The sequence below is a fragment of the Aliivibrio sifiae genome, assembly GCF_002954715.1.
Taxonomy (GTDB): domain Bacteria; phylum Pseudomonadota; class Gammaproteobacteria; order Enterobacterales; family Vibrionaceae; genus Aliivibrio; species Aliivibrio sifiae.
The window spans coordinates 2225842-2243312 of record NZ_MSCP01000001.1; the positions used below are offsets into that span (position 1 = coordinate 2225842).

General features: G+C 39.5%; 22 protein-coding genes. 13 read left to right on the top strand and 9 right to left on the bottom strand.

What is annotated here, in order from left to right:
- Positions 1–12 precede the first annotated feature (12 nt).
- Genes ibaG through mlaF form a run of 6 tightly spaced genes read right to left on the bottom strand, consistent with a single transcriptional unit; the run spans position 13 to position 3321 of the window.
- A complete protein-coding gene (gene ibaG / locus BTO23_RS10015) occupies positions 13–270 on the bottom strand; it encodes a BolA family iron metabolism protein IbaG (RefSeq protein WP_060992521.1) in 258 nt (85 codons plus the stop codon).
- Complete coding sequence (locus BTO23_RS10020) at positions 270–590, bottom strand: STAS domain-containing protein (RefSeq protein ID WP_060992522.1); 321 nt, start codon at positions 588–590, stop codon at positions 270–272. The genes ibaG and BTO23_RS10020 overlap by 1 nt, the downstream gene beginning before the upstream one ends.
- A complete protein-coding gene (gene mlaC, locus BTO23_RS10025) occupies positions 590–1231 on the bottom strand; it encodes a phospholipid-binding protein MlaC (RefSeq protein WP_105053969.1) in 642 nt (213 codons plus the stop codon). The genes BTO23_RS10020 and mlaC overlap by 1 nt, the downstream gene beginning before the upstream one ends.
- Positions 1231–1725, bottom strand: coding sequence for an outer membrane lipid asymmetry maintenance protein MlaD (mlaD, locus tag BTO23_RS10030; protein ID WP_060992524.1), 495 nt, complete (start codon positions 1723–1725; stop codon positions 1231–1233). Before mlaD ends, mlaC begins: the two co-directional genes overlap by 1 nt.
- A gap of 2 nt (positions 1726–1727) precedes the next feature.
- Positions 1728–2522, bottom strand: coding sequence for a lipid asymmetry maintenance ABC transporter permease subunit MlaE (gene mlaE / locus BTO23_RS10035; protein ID WP_105063423.1), 795 nt, complete (start codon positions 2520–2522; stop codon positions 1728–1730).
- Positions 2515–3321, bottom strand: a complete 807-nt coding sequence (gene mlaF / locus BTO23_RS10040; protein ID WP_170066727.1) for a phospholipid ABC transporter ATP-binding protein MlaF — start codon at positions 3319–3321, stop codon at positions 2515–2517. Before mlaF ends, mlaE begins: the two co-directional genes overlap by 8 nt.
- A 197-nt stretch (positions 3322–3518) precedes the next feature.
- Here mlaF and BTO23_RS10045 point away from each other — a divergent pair, with 197 nt between their 5' ends.
- From BTO23_RS10045 to mgtE, 12 genes are all read left to right on the top strand, one after another.
- On the top strand, positions 3519–4487 hold the full coding sequence (locus tag BTO23_RS10045; RefSeq protein WP_060992526.1) for a calcium/sodium antiporter: 969 nt from the start codon (positions 3519–3521) through the stop codon (positions 4485–4487).
- A 203-nt stretch (positions 4488–4690) separates the two neighbouring features.
- The gene (gene kdsD / locus BTO23_RS10050; RefSeq protein ID WP_060992527.1) at positions 4691–5665 is read left to right on the top strand and encodes an arabinose-5-phosphate isomerase KdsD; all 975 of its coding nucleotides are present in this window, start codon (positions 4691–4693) and stop codon (positions 5663–5665) included.
- Positions 5665–6225: a 3-deoxy-manno-octulosonate-8-phosphatase KdsC gene (gene kdsC / locus BTO23_RS10055; protein ID WP_105063425.1), complete on the top strand. Its 561-nt coding sequence runs from the start codon at positions 5665–5667 to the stop codon at positions 6223–6225. Before kdsD ends, kdsC begins: the two co-directional genes overlap by 1 nt.
- Positions 6222–6785, top strand: a complete 564-nt coding sequence (gene lptC, locus BTO23_RS10060) for an LPS export ABC transporter periplasmic protein LptC (protein ID WP_060992529.1) — start codon at positions 6222–6224, stop codon at positions 6783–6785. The genes kdsC and lptC overlap by 4 nt, the downstream gene beginning before the upstream one ends.
- Positions 6766–7263, top strand: a complete 498-nt coding sequence (gene lptA, locus BTO23_RS10065) for a lipopolysaccharide transport periplasmic protein LptA (RefSeq protein WP_060992530.1) — start codon at positions 6766–6768, stop codon at positions 7261–7263. The genes lptC and lptA overlap by 20 nt, the downstream gene beginning before the upstream one ends.
- Positions 7264–7265: 2 nt before the next feature.
- Positions 7266–7991 carry an LPS export ABC transporter ATP-binding protein gene (gene lptB, locus BTO23_RS10070; RefSeq protein ID WP_060992531.1) on the top strand — a complete coding sequence of 242 codons (726 nt, stop codon included), beginning with the start codon at positions 7266–7268 and terminating at the stop codon, positions 7989–7991.
- Positions 7992–8055: 64 nt separating this feature from the next.
- Complete coding sequence (locus tag BTO23_RS10075) at positions 8056–9483, top strand: RNA polymerase factor sigma-54 (protein WP_425427818.1); 1428 nt, start codon at positions 8056–8058, stop codon at positions 9481–9483.
- 19 nt (positions 9484–9502) lie between these two features.
- Positions 9503–9790: a ribosome hibernation promoting factor gene (gene hpf, locus BTO23_RS10080; RefSeq protein WP_060992533.1), complete on the top strand. Its 288-nt coding sequence runs from the start codon at positions 9503–9505 to the stop codon at positions 9788–9790.
- Position 9791: 1 nt separating this feature from the next.
- Entirely contained in the window at positions 9792–10235 is a 444-nt protein-coding gene (ptsN, locus tag BTO23_RS10085) for a PTS IIA-like nitrogen regulatory protein PtsN (RefSeq protein WP_060992534.1), read from the top strand.
- Between the two features lie 21 nt (positions 10236–10256).
- Positions 10257–11111 (top strand): RNase adapter RapZ, encoded by an 855-nt coding sequence (gene rapZ / locus BTO23_RS10090; RefSeq protein ID WP_060992535.1) that lies wholly within the window; start codon positions 10257–10259, stop codon positions 11109–11111.
- A gap of 3 nt (positions 11112–11114) precedes the next feature.
- A complete protein-coding gene (locus tag BTO23_RS10095; protein WP_060992536.1) occupies positions 11115–11393 on the top strand; it encodes an HPr family phosphocarrier protein in 279 nt (92 codons plus the stop codon).
- Between the two features lie 150 nt (positions 11394–11543).
- On the top strand, positions 11544–12899 hold the full coding sequence (mgtE, locus tag BTO23_RS10100; RefSeq protein ID WP_060992537.1) for a magnesium transporter: 1356 nt from the start codon (positions 11544–11546) through the stop codon (positions 12897–12899).
- An 89-nt stretch (positions 12900–12988) separates the two neighbouring features.
- Here the strand turns inward: mgtE and pmbA are convergent, their stop codons facing one another.
- Positions 12989–14332, bottom strand: coding sequence for a metalloprotease PmbA (pmbA, locus tag BTO23_RS10105; protein ID WP_060992748.1), 1344 nt, complete (start codon positions 14330–14332; stop codon positions 12989–12991).
- A gap of 118 nt (positions 14333–14450) precedes the next feature.
- Here pmbA and yjgA point away from each other — a divergent pair, with 118 nt between their 5' ends.
- Entirely contained in the window at positions 14451–14981 is a 531-nt protein-coding gene (gene yjgA / locus BTO23_RS10110; protein WP_060992538.1) for a ribosome biogenesis factor YjgA, read from the top strand.
- A gap of 86 nt (positions 14982–15067) precedes the next feature.
- Here the strand turns inward: yjgA and tldD are convergent, their stop codons facing one another.
- Together tldD and BTO23_RS10120 are read right to left on the bottom strand one after the other, a co-directional pair.
- Positions 15068–16513 (bottom strand): metalloprotease TldD, encoded by a 1446-nt coding sequence (gene tldD, locus BTO23_RS10115; protein WP_060992539.1) that lies wholly within the window; start codon positions 16511–16513, stop codon positions 15068–15070.
- A gap of 112 nt (positions 16514–16625) precedes the next feature.
- Entirely contained in the window at positions 16626–17444 is an 819-nt protein-coding gene (locus BTO23_RS10120) for a carbon-nitrogen hydrolase family protein (protein ID WP_061004657.1), read from the bottom strand.
- Positions 17445–17471: the final 27 nt, after the last annotated feature.

Consider the following 17471-nt stretch of genomic DNA (forward strand, 5'->3'; position numbering starts at 1 on the left):
TCAAAGGGCCTCTTAGAATAAGCTATTTAATTTTTTATCACGTGCCCACTCTTCCGGAGTAAACGCTTTTATTGATAGAGCGTGAATAGTATTTGTTGAGATGTGTTCCATCAAAGGTCCATAGATGGTTTGTTGTTTCTTAACTCGGCTCATTCCATTGAACGATTCATCCACAGCAATAACTTCAAAATGGCTTCCTTCACCTTTAACGTGAATCTCTTGAAGTTGAAGTGCTGCGTCTAATAATTCTTTAATCTCGGCGCTATCCATTACTCTACCTTTTGCGTTATTAAGTGATCAGCAAACAATGATTCCACATTACTTAATTTAATTAAAGTAACGAGCTGATCAGGGACGAAAGCAAGCATTATATGACAGTTTTGTTTTTTTGCATGCTCTATTAGGTGTAAAAGTAACACAACACCTGCTGAGTCAATACGATTAACGTGAGTTAAGTCTACCTTTACTTGTGTAATATTAGGTTTCCATTGTGTCAATTTATTCCAAATATTAGGCACAGTCTCACGATCAAGAGCCCCTTTGAAGTAAATTTCATCAGAGTTAGACTCACATAAATCCACATAACTCATTACTTGCTTCCCTCTAAACGAATAGGTTGAGCTGCTAATGAAGTCAATTCTTTGCTTACCGAATCAATACCATCTTTACGGATTTTTGCGCTCCACTCAGATTGTTTTGTTGATAATAGGCTCACACCTTCCGCAACCATATCGAACGCTTGCCATTCTGACGTCTTTTTATTCTTACGAAGCTTAAAGTCAACTTTTACCGTTGGTCGAGCGGAGTCAAGAATATCAACACGGACACTAATTATAGATTTCTTTTCAGGGATTGCTTTTGGTTTCTCTAAAATGATTTTTTGATCCGTGTATAACGTTAATACTTGAGCGTAAGATGATACTAAATATTCACGAAAAGCCGTCACAAATAGCTCTCTTTCTTCGGAACTTGTCTTTTTCAGGTGAGGACCTAGTAATTTATAAGCGGCATATTTAACATTAACGTACGGCATTAATTCTTCTTCAACGACCGTTTTTAATACATTAGGATCTTTTTGAATTGCAGGTTGTTCTGCTTTTAAACGAGCAAAAGTATCTTCTGACACTTGCGCCATCATTTCATAAGGTTTTGTTTTATCAATTTCTTGAGCGTGAGCTGCTCCTGAGAACAGAGTAATTACCGCTACAAACATACTCAACCATTGTTTCATTATTCTTCCTCACTTTTATCTGATGAGTCACCACCAATGCTATACAGTACTTGTCCTATCATATCCTCAAGAACTAAAGCCGATTTAGTATCTTCAATATAATCACCATTGCCTAACATATCGATATCTTCATCAATAAATCCAGGTACGATCCCGATGTATTGCTCGCCAATTAATCCTGACGTTAAAATTTGAGCTGCAGAAGTTTCAGGAAATTGACCAAACTGCTTATCGATTTCCATACTAACGACAGGCAAATAACTTTCTGTATCTAAAGTAATACCCTCAACTCTACCAACCACTACGCCGCCAATTTTAACTGGAGAGCGAGATTTCAAACTGCCGATATTATCAAACTGTGCATTTAGCGTGTAATACTCACCGCTACCGCCACTACGAACGTCCGCCACTTTAAGCAATAACATTAATAACGCTGCCATCCCGGCTAAAACAAAAAGACCAACAAAAAACTCTACTTTACGTGTCTGTTGCATAATTAATTCCCAAACATCAGTGCTGTCAGCACAAAATCAATACCTAATACCGCCAGTGACGAATGCACTACCGTTCGTGTTGTTGCCAATGAGATCCCCTCAGAGGTCGGTGTTGCATCGTAGCCATTAAATAACGCAATCCACGTCACGATAAAGGCGAACACCACACATTTAATAATGCTGTTTACTATGTCATAACGCACATCAACTGATGATTGCATTAATGACCAAAAACTACCGTAATCAATACCTTTCCATTCGACACCAACTATCTGCCCTCCCCAAATACCGATCGCCATAAAAATCATTGCTAATAGTGGCATTGAAATAACACCAGCCCACAAACGCGGAGCAATAATTCGACGCAAAGGATCAACGGCCATCATTTCCATACCAGAAAGTTGTTCTGTCGTTTTCATTAAACCAATTTCAGCCGTTAATGCAGATCCTGCACGCCCTGCAAATAGTAATGCTGTAACCACAGGGCCCAACTCTCGTAGTAAGGACAACGATACTAACTGGCCTAAACTGGTTTCTGCGCCATAATCCACAAGGATGACATAGCCTTGAAGGCTGATGACCATGCCAATAAATAAACCAGAAACCATTATGATGACCAAAGAACGAACCCCAACTGAATACAGTTGAGTTAGTAACAATGGAAACATTTTTACTGGTTGAGGTTTGGCAATAATTGCCCCAAGTAACATAAAAGTGGCTCGCCCGAACATTTCACAAACCGATAAGGCTCGCTTACCAAGTTTCTCAATTGACGAAATAAGTGAAAAATTACTCATGAGTAAACAATGCCTCATTTAATGGTTTCGCTGGAAAACGAAAAGGAACAGGTCCATCAGAACGACCATCCAAAAACTGACGCACTTGAGGATCAGGGTTATCTTCAAGTTCTTGCGGTGAACCTTGAGCAATGATCTGTCCATTAGCTAATAGATACACATGATCAGCAATACTCATAACTTCAGGAACATCATGAGATACTACAACTGAAGTAAGTCCTAAAGCATCATTTAAATTACGAATTAGATCAACCAAGACTCCCATTGTTATAGGATCTTGGCCAACAAAAGGTTCGTCATACATAATGAGATCTGGGTCCAATGCAATCGCTCGTGCCAATGCTGCTCGACGAGCCATACCACCAGACAATTCGCTTGGCATTAACTCGGCTGCACCACGTAATCCTACCGCCTCAAGCTTTAGCAATACTAATGTACGAATGAATTCCTCTGATAATTTTGTATGTTCGCGCAACGGGAAAGCCACATTATCAAACACATTCATATCAGTAAAAAGAGCGCCAGATTGAAATAGCATGCCCATTTTTTTACGGGCTAAATACAATTCTTTTCGGCCTAGCTTAGGAATATTCCACTCTTCAAAATGAATATTTCCCGACTCTGGAGGAATTTGACCACCAATTAATCTTAGCAACGTGGTTTTACCAATACCTGACGGCCCCATAATCGCCGTTATCTTTCCTTTTGGTACTGATAAATTAATATCATCAAAAATAATTCTATCACCACGTTTAAAGGTTAAGTTTTCGACTTTTATTAAAGTTGTGCCTATATTCATATCATTACTTTTCATCAAAAGCCCTTCCTAGCAACATAGTGATAAGTATACGTTAACTTATCCATCAAACTTATTATTTTTAACATTCTTTCGAATATCCCCTTCCTGAGTCGCCTTTTTTCTTTCCTTTTCGTCAGAGAAGCGTCAAAATTGATGGTTAACTATAAAAACATCTTTTACAAAAGGAAATTAACACCATGACAGAGCTGCTCATGCCATCTCTACTTCTTATCGTTGGGCTCTCTCTACTTGTTTGGGGCGCAGATAAACTGGTATTTGGTTCTGCCGCGTTAGCGAGAAACTACGGAATTTCGCCATTAGTCATTGGTATGACTATCTTAGCCATGGGGTCTTCTGCACCTGAAATGATGGTATCAGCAGCTGCTGCACTTGATGGAAAAACAGATACCGCCGTAGGTAATGTAATTGGCTCAAACATTGCTAACATTGCGTTAATTTTAGGTATTACCGCGATAATCAAACCACTTGCTATCAGTTCTGGCATCATCCGTCGTGAATTACCCCTGATGCTAATTGTAACCTTGTTAGCTGGCGGCATCATGTACAACAATTACCTTGGTTTTAATGAAGGTTTATTGTTAATTGCCCTTTTTGCGGCTTTCATTATTGCGATGCTCTACATTAGCAAAAGCGAACAAAAAAATGGTGACAACCTTCTTGAAGAGCAAGAATCTGAAATTCCAGAAGGTGTTGAAAATAAAAAAGCTCTATTTTGGGTCGTTGTTGGTTTAATCTTACTGCCTGTTGGCGCAAACATGCTAATCGACAATGCGGTTGTTATTGCTAAGTATTTTGGTATGAGTGATCTCGTTATTGGTTTGACGATTATTGCTTTAGGGACAAGCCTTCCAGAACTTGCAGCTTCAGTAGCTGGTGTTCTAAAAGGTGAAGACGATATGGCTGCGGGTAATATTATCGGTTCGAATGTATTCAACATTCTCGCGGTTATGGGGATCCCTGCACTTATTAACCCATCAGAAATAAGCCCAGATTTAATGGGACGAGACTTTTACGTAATGATGGGGGTCTCGATTTTATTATTGTTTATGGCGCTAGGTAAGAGCCGTAGCATTAACAGAATTGAAGGTAGCATCTTAGTTACATGCTTCTTGGCTTATCAAGGTTACCTGTTTTACTCAATGTAACTCTATCGTTAAATAGCCACAAAAACACAAATAGGTCATCAATAAAACTTAGTATTAATTGATGACCTATCTATTTTTCACATTCCCTTCCTCATTAGAAACCACTCTACCTTGAACTACCTCTGGTATATGGCATAATAATTGTATACGCTACTCTTCTAGCTCTTACATCTGCTATAACCAAAATAAAAGGTGGTAACCCGATGGCAACTCAGTTTGATTTCTGCAAAGCAGGAAAAAATGTTCTTCAAATTGAAATTGATGCACTCACCCAACTGAATAACTACATTAATGATGATTTTACCAAAGCATGCCAATTAATGCTGGAATGTAAGCGTAAGGTCGTTGTAATGGGGATGGGGAAATCGGGACATATCGGTAATAAAATTGCGGCTACCTTAGCAAGTACTGGCACCCCTTCTTTCTTTGTTCACCCAGGTGAAGCAAGTCATGGTGACTTAGGCATGATTGAAAAAGGCGATGTAGTTATTGCCATTTCAAACTCAGGGGAAGCGGGAGAAATTTTAGCCTTACTGCCCGTAATTAAACGCCTTGGTATTACTCTTATTACCATGACGGGAAACCCTGATTCAAGCATGGCAAAAGTAGCAGATGTAAATCTACAAATTACCGTTCCTCAAGAAGCTTGTCCATTAGGGTTGGCACCGACATCAAGTACCACGGCAACCTTAGCGATGGGAGATGCATTTGCTGTAGCTCTATTGCAAGCAAAAGGATTTACCGCTGATGATTTTGCATTGTCTCACCCAGGTGGCGCACTAGGTCGTAAATTACTGCTATTATTGTCTGATATCATGCATAAAGATGATGAGTTACCAATGGTAACCGAAGGCGCATTAATTAAAACGGCGCTGCTAGAGGTTTCTGAAAAAGGACTTGGCATGACAGCTATTGTTGATAGCGAGCAAAAAGTCATTGGTATTTTTACTGATGGTGATTTACGTCGCTTATTGGATAATAGAGTTGATATTCATACCCAAACGATTGGTGAAGTAATGACACCTTCACCAGCAGTTGCAAACCCAAACTTATTAGCAGTAGAAGGCTTAAATTTAATGCAAGATAAGAAAATTAATGGTTTGTTGCTGTGTGATGAAAATAATCGTTTAGTTGGTGCTCTTAATATGCATGATTTATTAAAAGCAGGGGTAATGTAATGACGGTTAAATTCATTTCAACACTCTATGGTGATGTTGAAGAATCTGTATTTAACATTGCAAAAGACATTAAATTGCTAATTTGTGATGTTGATGGGGTCTTCTCTGATGGTCTTGTTTATATGGGCAACGACGGAGAAGAACTAAAAACATTTCATACTCGTGATGGTTACGGCGTAAAATCATTAATGTCTGCTGGCGTAGAGATCGCTATCATTACAGGTCGAAATTCTAAAATTGTAGAAAACCGCATGACAGCGCTTGGGATCAAATTGATCTACCAAGGCCAAGATAACAAATTGCAGGCATACCAAGATATTTTAACTAAGCTTAATATAGCACCTGAACACACGGGCTATATTGGTGACGATCTCATTGATTGGCCTGTAATGGATAAAGTTGCATTAAAAGTATGTGTTGCAGATGGTCACCCACTACTCGTTCAACGAGCAAACTATGTAACGACGATCAAGGGCGGACATGGCGCAGTTCGAGAAGTCAGTGATTTGATCTTAGAGGCAAAAGGTGAATTAGAACAACATAAAGGTTTAAGTATATGACCTTAAAACATCTTTTCATGACAATATTATTAATGATATCTACATGGTCAGGGTATTACTTATATTATGAGTATACTAAGAATGGTCAACAAATCGTTCCTGATCAGCAAGTTCCTGTTTTTACCGGTAGGAACACAAGTAATAATAATTATGATGAAAATGGTGTTCGCAATTATCAAATTAACGCGAAAGCATTAGAACGTTTTGCTAAAACAGGTGAAACTAACTTTACTACTCCTCATCTTTTTGTCTACCAAGATGGCAAAGTAAAAGAATGGGAAATAATTTCAGATATTGGCGTTTTAAACAAAAAGCATGTCCTCTACTTAAGCGGTAATGTGATTGTCAAAAATTTACTGCCAGAAGCAGCATTTGAAACCATGACAACCGATAGCTTAACAATAGAGCTCTCTACTAAAGATTTTATGACAGAAGATGTCGTTAACCTTGTTGGCCCAACGTTTGAAACAACAGGCGTAGGAATGAAAGGTAATTTTACCAGTCAACAAGCGACCCTATTAAAGAATGTACAAGGTATCTATGAAGCTTTCACAAATTAGTCTACTTGCTGGCCTGCTATTTAGCTCTCCAAGTTGGGCACTAAGCAGCGATACAGAGCAGCCAATTCACATAAACTCAGATTCACAAAACTTTGATATGCAAAGTAACCAAGTGACTTTTCTTGGTGATGTCACCTTAAAGCAAGGCAGCATTAAAATCTTTGCAGACAAATTGGTCGTGATTCGACCTCAAGGTCAAGAAGGCCGTGAGATCCTAGAAGCTTACGGTAAACCAGCTCGCTTTAGTCAATTGACTGATGATGGTAAAACACTGAAGGGCAAGGCAAATAAATTACGTTATGAGTTAGAAAATGAATTTCTAAAAATGACTGATAATGCTGAATTAACTCAAGATGACAGTATTATCCAAGGTAAAGTTATTACTTATAATATGCAGACCCAAAAACTAATTGCTGATGGTGGTAAAAACGAACGCGTTACAACTATCCTTCAGCCTAGCCAATTGAATAATAAATAATTATGGCCATCTTAGAAGCAAAAAATCTCGCAAAAACATACGGTAGCCGTAAAGTGGTTTCCGATGTAAGCCTGACCGTTGAATCGGGCAAAATTGTCGGTTTATTAGGACCAAATGGTGCAGGGAAAACAACCTCTTTCTATATGATCGTAGGCTTAGTTTCTCGTGATGAAGGTTCTATCACTATCGATGGTGTTGATATATCACTGCAACCAATGCACAACCGTTCAAAGATGGGGATTGGTTACTTACCGCAAGAAGCCTCTATTTTTAGAAAGTTATCTGTTTTTGATAACATAATGGCAGTGCTTCAAACTCGTAAAGATTTATCAAAACCAGAGCGTTTAGATAAGCTTGAAGAGTTATTGGATGAGTTTAATATTCAGCATATTCGTAACAGTAATGGTATGGCCCTTTCTGGTGGTGAACGTCGTCGAGTAGAAATAGCTCGAGCCCTAGCTGCAAATCCAAAGTTCATACTGCTTGATGAACCTTTTGCTGGTGTTGATCCTATTTCTGTAATCGATATCAAAAAAATCATTCAACATTTAAGAGATCGCGGTTTAGGTGTGTTAATTACAGACCATAACGTTCGTGAAACCCTTGATGTATGTGAACACGCTTACATAGTAAGTCAGGGTCACATGATTGCAAACGGCACCCCAGATCACGTATTGAATGATGAACACGTAAAACGCGTTTATCTTGGTGATCAATTTAAGTTGTAATATATAAAGGTATCGCTAAATAATGAAAGCATCTCTTCAGCTAAAAATGGGCCAACAGCTTGCAATGACTCCACAGTTGCAGCAAGCCATTCGATTACTACAGTTATCGACACTTGACCTGCAGCAAGAGATTCAAGAAGCTCTCGACTCGAATCCTCTTCTTGATGTTGAAGAAGAGCAATTAAGCACGCCTGAAAGTTTATTATCTCCAGAGCCGACACCTGAAAAAGAAACTGCCACAGCAGAACAAGAAGCACCTGTAACTGACAGCAGTGATGTTATTGATAGCAATAATATATCTGAAGAGTTAGAAATGGATGCGAGCTGGGATGATGTTTATAGTGCTAACAGTGGAAGTACTGGATTAGCCATTGATGATGATACGCCACTATATCAAGGTGAAACGACAGAAAGCCTTCAAGATTATTTAATGTGGCAAGCTGATTTAACGCCATTCAGTGATATTGACCGTACTATTGCCACCACTATTATTGAGTCTCTAGATGACTACGGTTACCTCACAATTAACCTTGATGAAGTACTCGAATGTATTGGCAATGATGACGTAGAGATGGACGAAGTAGAAGCCGTATTGAAGCGAATTCAGCAATTTGACCCATTAGGCGTAGCTTCACGCAATCTGGCTGAATGCCTGCTATTACAACTGGCTACCTACCCTCAGGATACCCCTTGGCTTCCTGAAACAAAGCTTATTTTAACAGAGCATATCAATTTATTAGGTAATCGAGACTACCGACAACTAGCAAAAGAGACTAAGCTTAAAGAACAAGATTTAAAGCAAGTGATGATGCTGATTCATAAGCTTGATCCTCGCCCGGGTAACCGTGTAATTGATACAGATACAGAATACGTAATTCCGGATGTTTCAGTATTTAAACATAACGGAAAATGGGTAGTAACAATTAATCCAGACAGCGTTCCTCGCTTAAAAGTTAATGCCGAATATGCAGCATTAGGTAAAGGGTTGGGCAACAGTCCTGATGGACAATTTATTAGAACCAATTTGCAAGAGGCAAAATGGTTAATTAAAAGTTTAGAGAGCAGAAACGAGACGCTGCTCAAAGTTGCACGTTGTATAGTTGAACATCAACAAGATTTCTTCGAATATGGTGCTGAGGCGATGAAGCCAATGGTACTTAATGACATCGCGCTGGATGTTGAAATGCACGAATCAACTATTTCTCGTGTAACAACACAAAAATTCATGCATACCCCTCGTGGTATTTTTGAATTAAAATATTTCTTCTCTAGTCATGTTAGTACGGATAATGGTGGTGAATGCTCATCAACTGCTATTCGGGCACTAGTGAAAAAATTGGTTGCGGCTGAGAATCAAGCCAAACCATTAAGTGACAGTAAAATCGCCACTTTATTAGCTGAGCAAGGGATCCAAGTAGCACGACGAACCATTGCAAAATATCGTGAATCACTTGGGATTGCCCCGTCGAATCAGCGTAAACGTTTACTTTAATTAACAGAAAGGAAGTGTTATGCAAATAAACATCGCAGGTCAAAACGTCGAACTAACAGATAGCCTTCGTGAATATGTAGAGACCAAATTCCAAAAATTAGACCGTTTTTTTGAACATATAAATCATGTGCATGTGGTATTAAAGCTAGAAAAAGTACTGCATGTGGCCGAAGCAACACTTCATGTAAATCAAGGTGACATACACGCCCATTCTGACGCAGAAGATATGTATGCCGCTATTGATGGTTTGGTGGACAAACTTGTTCGCCAACTCAATAAACATAAAGAAAAACTAAGTAGTCATTAACATGCAATTAAGCACCATTCTTTCATTGGATTGCACTAAAAGTGCAGTCCAATGCACAAGCAAAAAACGCGCATTAGAACTTATCAGTGAAATTGCTGCCCCTCATATAGACCAAAATCCTCAAGATCTTTTTGAAAGTTTATTAAACCGAGAAAAAATGGGAAGTACGGGTATTGGTAACGGTATCGCTATTCCTCATGGTCGAATTTTTAACTGTGATAATGCAGTAGCTGTTTTACTTCAGTGCCAAGAACCAATCGAGTTTGATGCGATAGACAACCGTCCTGTCGATATTCTTTTTGCCTTACTGGTGCCAGATGAGCAATGTAAGTTACACCTAAAAACATTATCCAGTGTTGCTGAAAAACTCAATGATAAACACGTTTTACGTCAACTTCGCCACGCCGAAACTGATCAAGAACTGTATCAACTTTTCACTTCTTAAATCGATTCAAAGGTCATCATAATGAAACTCATGGTAGTTAGTGGTAACTCGGGGGCAGGTAAATCTGTCGCACTTCGAGTATTAGAAGATTTAGGCTATTATTGTGTTGATAATTTACCTGTTGACCTTCTTTCACAGTTTGTTGAATCCATTCAACACAGCAGCCAAAATGTGGCTGTGAGTGTTGATATTAGAAACCTGCCTAAAGATCCGTCATTACTAAAAAATACGTTAGCTGAATTAAAGCAGTCTCATGATGTTACCGTGATATTTTTAGATGCCGAAGATAAAGAGCTAATAAAACGATACAGTGAAACGCGCCGCCTACATCCATTATCTCTCATCGGAGAGCAATGCTCTTTAGAACAAGCCGTTGAGTTAGAGAAAAATATTCTTAGTGATTTTAAAGAAGAAGCCGATCTTGTCCTCGATACCACAACAAAATCAATTCATGATTTAAGTGAAACATTACGCTCTCGAATTCTTGGGCGAGAATCAAAAGAATTAGTTATGGTCTTTGAGTCCTTTGGTTTTAAACACGGTTTACCAACTGATGCTGATTACGTATTTGATGTTCGTTTCTTACCTAATCCACACTGGGAACCAGGGCTAAGACCAATGACAGGTTTAGATAAACCAGTCGCTGATTACTTAGAAAAGCACGATGATGTCATTAAATTAAAAGAACAAATCCAAGATTTCCTCACAACTTGGCTACCCGCGCTAGAGAAAAACAATCGTAGCTATTTAACGGTTGCTATTGGTTGTACTGGTGGACAACACCGCTCTGTTTATATTACTCAGCAACTAGGTGAGTACTTTAAGCTGCAAGGAAAACAAGTTCAAATCCGTCACAAGACGCTAGAGAGACACTAATCGATGCCAATTTCATCTCGTCACCTCTTAATTAAAAATCGTCTTGGTTTACACGCAAGAGCTGCTATTAAACTAGTAGAGATGGCACAAAGCTTTGATGCAGTAATAACATTAACGAATGATGAAAATAAACAAGCAACCGCTGACGGTGTCATGGGGTTACTTATGCTTGATTCTGCGCAAGGACAATTTGTTGATGTTTCAGCCGATGGTCCTGATGCTGAACACGCTCTGAATGCTATTTGCGATCTTATTGAAGCCGGTTTTGACGAAGATGAATGAGTTATTATTTATAACATCAATAGTTTGACCTAATCCTCACAAAATTCACTTATCGTCCCCTCTAAATTACGTTACTATTCAGCCCATTATCTAATCTAGATTGTCTATACTCATAATTCGAGTTAGAACTGCTATTAAATGGGGGAGAGCATGCAAGAACCACAAGATTTCGATCAAACCCATCAAACTCTTCAAGAAGTATCTAATGCGCTTGATAGTGGGATGTTTGTCCATGTACGTCGTTTATTACAAGACATGGAACCCGAGGATATTGCCCATCTATTAGAAGCATCACCCAGGAAAAGCCGTAATGTATTATGGCAATTAACCGATCCTGAAGATTACGGTGAAATTCTTGACGAACTGTCCGAAGACGTAAAAGACGGTATTGTCTCTAGAATGGCTCCAGAGAGCATTGCAGAAGCAACTGAAGGTATGGAGACAGATGATGTCGCTTACGTTCTTCGTAGCTTACCTGACGATGTTTCTCGTGAAGTATTAAGTCAGATGGATACGGTAGACAGGTTTCGTGTAGAAACGGCTCTATCTTATCCAGAAGATACTGCTGGCGGTATGATGAATACCGACTTCATCACAATTCGAGCGGATGTTGAGATCGATGTTGTTTTGCGTTATTTGCGCATGAAAGGCGATCTTCCTGAATCAACCGATGCTCTCTATGTTCTGGATGAAGAAAGCCGTTTAATTGGTCACTTATCCTTAACGACATTACTTACTACTCAACAAGATACTTTAGTTCGTGAAGTCATGGATGATGCAGATGAAGCCATTCCAGTAAATACTGACGATGGTGAAGTCGCCAACCTATTTGAACGTCGAAACTGGGTCTCCGCGCCTGTTGTTGATGAAAACCATTTACTTCTTGGTCGTATCACGATTGATGATGTGGTAGATGTTATTCGTGAGGATGCCGAACACTCAATGATGAGTATGGCGGGTATGGACGATGAAGAAGATACCTTTGCGCCAGTGGTTAAATCAGCTCGACGTCGTAGTGTATGGTTAGGTATGAATGTACTGGCAGCACTTGCTGCTGCATCTGTTTCTAATATGTTCGAAGCGACATTAGCACAAATGGCATCTATTGCCGTGTTAATGACCATTGTACCTTCAATGGGGGGGGTTGCCGGAAACCAAACGGTTGCTCTAGTGATCCGTGGTTTAGCCGTTGGTCATATAGGTGACAGTAACCAAAAAGAATTATTACTCAAAGAAGCAGGCATTGGTCTACTCAATGGTATTTTGTGGGCATCTATCATTGGCGGTATCGTCATGGTTTGGAAAGGTGACATTATGCTTGGAGCAATCATATCTGCTGCAATGCTCGTTAACTTAACGGTAGCCGGAGTTGCTGGTGTTGCAATCCCTGTACTTCTAAAGAAAATGAATATAGACCCTGCATTAGCGGGAGGAATGGCATTAACCACCATCACCGATATTATTGGTTTATCTGCTTTCCTAGGTTTAGCTACTATTTTAATGTAATACCAAGTACCCCCAATTAAAAAAGCGCGCTCTCATTAATGACAGCGCGCTTTTTTGTATCTCTTTTATTGGTATCGCTTCAGGCGGTATTACTGACCTGCAATCTTCATCGATTCAATTAAGATAGAACCGGTTTGAATTTGTGAACGCGTTTCAACATCACTACCAACGGCAATAATATTTTGGTACATTTCAGTTAAATTACCCGCAATAGTTATCTCTGAAACTGGGTATTGGATCTCACCATTCTCAACCCAGAAACCAGCCGCGCCACGAGAGTAATCACCCGTCACTGTATTTACGCCCTGACCCATAAGCTCTGTGACTAAAAGACCGGTTCCCATTGTTTTTAGCATCTGTTCAAAACTCTGGCCTGTTGATTTAACAAACCAGTTATGAATCCCACCCGCATGACCAGTTGGAGTCATGTTCAATTTACGAGCAGCGTAACTTGTTAATAAATACGTAGCTAACACACCATCGGTAATAATTTCACGATCTTGCGTATATAGCCCTTCGCTATCAAATGGACTACTTGCTAAGCCTTTTAAAATATGTGGACGTTCACTCACATTAAACCATTCAGGTAGAATCTTTTCGTTTAACTTATCAAGCATAAACGTTGATTTACGATAAAGATTCGCACCACTGATGGCCATCACAAGATGTCCCATCAAGCCTGTTGCTACATCAGCAGCAAACATAACGGGTACTTTCATTGTATTTAATTTCTGAGCATCTAAACGACTCACTGTTCGCTCAGCCGCATCGAGACCGACTTTCTTAGCATCCCACAAATCATCACGATGACGAGCGACGGTATAACTATAATCTCGCTCCATATCACCGTTTTTATCCACACCAATAACACTACAACTGATGCTGTGGCGACTTGATGGATAGCTCGCTAACATGCCGTGGCTGTTACCGTAAACTTTGATACCGTAATGGCTGTCATAACTTGCACCATCACTCTGCTTAATCGAAGAATGATACTCTAATGCAGCTTGTTCAGCTTCAATTGCTTTTTGTGCTGCATAATCAGGTTCTGGATCATCAGGATGAAACAAATCTAAATCAGGAATATTTTTCGCCATTAATTCTTTTGGCGCAGGCCCAGAAAATGGGTCTTCTGAGGTATAATTTGCGATATCTAACGCCGCAGCAACCGTCTGTTGAATCGCCTTATCACTTAAATCAGATGTTGATGCACTGCCTTTACGGTGACCACGATAAACGGTAATACCTAGGGCACCATCACGATTAAACTCAACGTTTTCAACCTCTCCCATTAAAGTAGAGACACTGATACCTGTTGTTTTTGTGATTGCTACTTCTGCAGCACTCGCGTGTTGTGTGGCCATTTCTAACGCCTTGGCTACTGCAGCTTCAAGTTCTATTTTTTGATTCATCATTTGGGCTTTTGCATCCATAACATCTGACTGAATATATACATTTTTACTAGAATAACACTCTATGTGATAAATTTGCGCCCAATTATCCATTTATCTTGCTAAAATAGAGATAATCACCCATTAAAGAATGAAGATCATGGCACGTAAAAATCAAAAAGCTCCTTGGGAAGAAGAAGAAGAGATCATCTGGGTAAGTAGAACCGAGATGAAAAACGACATGGAAGATCTACAAAAATTAGGCGAAGAGTTAGTTGGTTTAAAGCCTGCTGTTCTTGCTAAATTTCCACTATCAGAAACTCTGCAAGTAGCTATTTCTGATGCGCAACGTTTTAAGAACGAAGCAAAACGTCGCCAATTACAATACATTGGTAAGTTAATGCGTCTTGAAGATCCAGAACCAATTCAATTGGCTTTGGATAAAGTTCGTAATAAGCACTCACAAGCGACTATCGCACTTCATAAGTTAGAAATCTTACGTGACCGTATGATTGAAACTCCAGATGTTGTGATTGAAGAAGTAATGGTGAAATATCCTGAAGCGGATCGCCAACGCTTCCGTCAGCTTGCTCGTCAAGCTAAAAAAGAAAAAGCATCGAATAAGCCACCTAAGGCATATCGTGAAATTTTCCAAATTTTAAAAGACTTGTACTTAGAAGAAGATCTATAAATCTTCTTCTACTGTCCATAAAAAAGAGCCAAGCATCATATGATACTTGGCTCTTTTTTTATATAACTAAGTTGTAACTAGTTGGGTTACTCAGTACCACCAACAGTTAATGCATCTAGCTTCAATGTTGGTTGACCAACGCCAACAGGAACACTTTGGCCAGCTTTACCACAAACACCAACACCACGATCTAATGATAAATCATTACCGACCATCGAGATTTGTTGCATTGCTTCCATACCTGAACCAATCAAAGTAGCCCCTTTCACTGGGCGAGTAATTTTACCATCTTCAATTAAATACGCTTCTGATGCTGAGAACACAAACTTACCAGAAGTAATATCTACTTGGCCACCACCGAAATTAGGAGCATAAATACCTTTCTTAACCGTTGAGATAATTTCTTCAGGAGTATGTTCACCTGGTAGCATATAAGTGTTAGTCATACGAGGCATTGGTAAGTGAGCATAAGACTCACGACGACCATTACCTGTAGGAGCTACGCCCATTAAACGAGCATTTAGCTTATCTTGCATGTAGCCTTTCAATACACCATTTTCAATTAATGTATTGTATTGGCCTGCAACACCTTCATCATCGACATTTAATGAACCACGACGATCAGCCATTGTACCGTCATCAACAATTGTACATACTGAAGACGTAACTTTCTCTCCAACCTTTCCTGAGAATACTGAAGACCCTTTACGGTTGAAATCACCTTCAAGACCATGGCCTACCGCTTCATGCAATAGAACGCCAGGCCAACCAGAACCAAGAACTACAGGCATCATTCCAGCTGGAGCGGCATCCGCATCTAAATTGACTAAAGCTTGACGAATCGCTTCATCTGCAAACTCAAGAGCGATAGATTTTCCATTAACTTCAGTTAAAAAGTAATCATAGCCATAACGGCCACCACCACCAGCACTGCCGCGTTCACGCTTATCACCACGCTGAACTAATACACTAATAGATAAGCGAACCAATGGACGCACATCTGCTGCATAAGTCCCATCCAGAGCGGCTACTAACATTTGCTCATAAACACCGCTAATACTTGCAGATACTTCTTGAACTAGTGGTTCTTTTGCTCGGATATAAGCATCCACTTCTTCAAGAAGTGCTATTTTTTGTTGCTTATCTAAACTGTTAAGAGGGTTGATGGGTGCATAGAATTGAGGGATGGCTTGAGCTGAAAATGCTTTTACTTTACCTTCACCACCTTGTTGAACAATACCACGAGCTGCTTTTGCACTTTGAGTTAATGCCTCAAGATTAATTTGATCAGAATAAGCAAAACCAGTCTTCTCACCAGCAACAGCACGAATACCAACACCACGGTCAATATTAAAAGAGCCGTCTTTAATAATACTGTCTTCAAGTACTAACGATTCATGCCAGCAAGACTGAAAGTAGATATCAGCATAGTCTACGTCTCTTTTTGCAATGGTGCTTAAGGTCTGAGACAGTTCCTGCTGACCGATCCCTGCTTGACTCAATAAGGATTGTTCTACTTCTTGCAAACTCATTCGAGGTACTCTTGTTAAAAATTTAATATCTAGGATCTGATTATGAATAAAAAAGAGTGTATTTTATAGTGAAACTCACTCTTTTCTTAAATAAACCGTATACACACTGAGTTTAATTTAACTGGCAATTTAATCTCGCATGTTTTGCTATTGGCATTTTTTTACGGATCGCTGCTAATTGCGATAAATCAATATCCGCAATAATCACACCTGTGCCTTCTTTTTGAAGAGCAACTTTATTTCCCCATGGATCAATAATCATTGAGTGTCCCCATGTTTCACGGCCTGCACCATGAGAGCCCCACTGACCAGCAGCTAATAACCAACATTGAGTTTCAATCGCTCTTGAGCGCAATAAGATATCCCAGTGTGCATAACCAGTAACCTTGGTAAATGCAGCTGGAACGACAATAATTTCAGCACCTTGTCGGCGAAGCTCACTGTACAGTTGAGGAAAACGAACATCATAACAAATAGAGAGCCCTAGTTTCCCGGCTGGCGTATCAACGACTTTAATGTGATTACCTGGTGTAAATGTATCAGATTCACGGTAACTTTGATGTCCATCTTCGACATCAACATCAAACATATGCAATTTATGATAATGCTCTACAAGATCTCCAGTATCGTTATAAACTAAACACGTTGACGATAAGCTTTCATCTGGATTTCTTATCGGAAAAGAACCAACGACAAGCCAAATCTGATAATGTTTTGCCAATGCAGACAGCGCCTCTTGTAATTCTCCTTCTCCAAGAAATTCTGCATATCGTTCATAATCTTCTTTCTGACCAAAAACGATACTATTCTCAGGAGTTAAAGCCAGTTTTGCGCCTTGTTGACGTAATCCTTTTAGCTTGAGAGTAAGTTGCTTAATATTATCGTCAGGATTTACACCTGAATTCATTTGAATAACACCAACCTTTCTCATCATATATCCTTATTATTTACTTTGTCG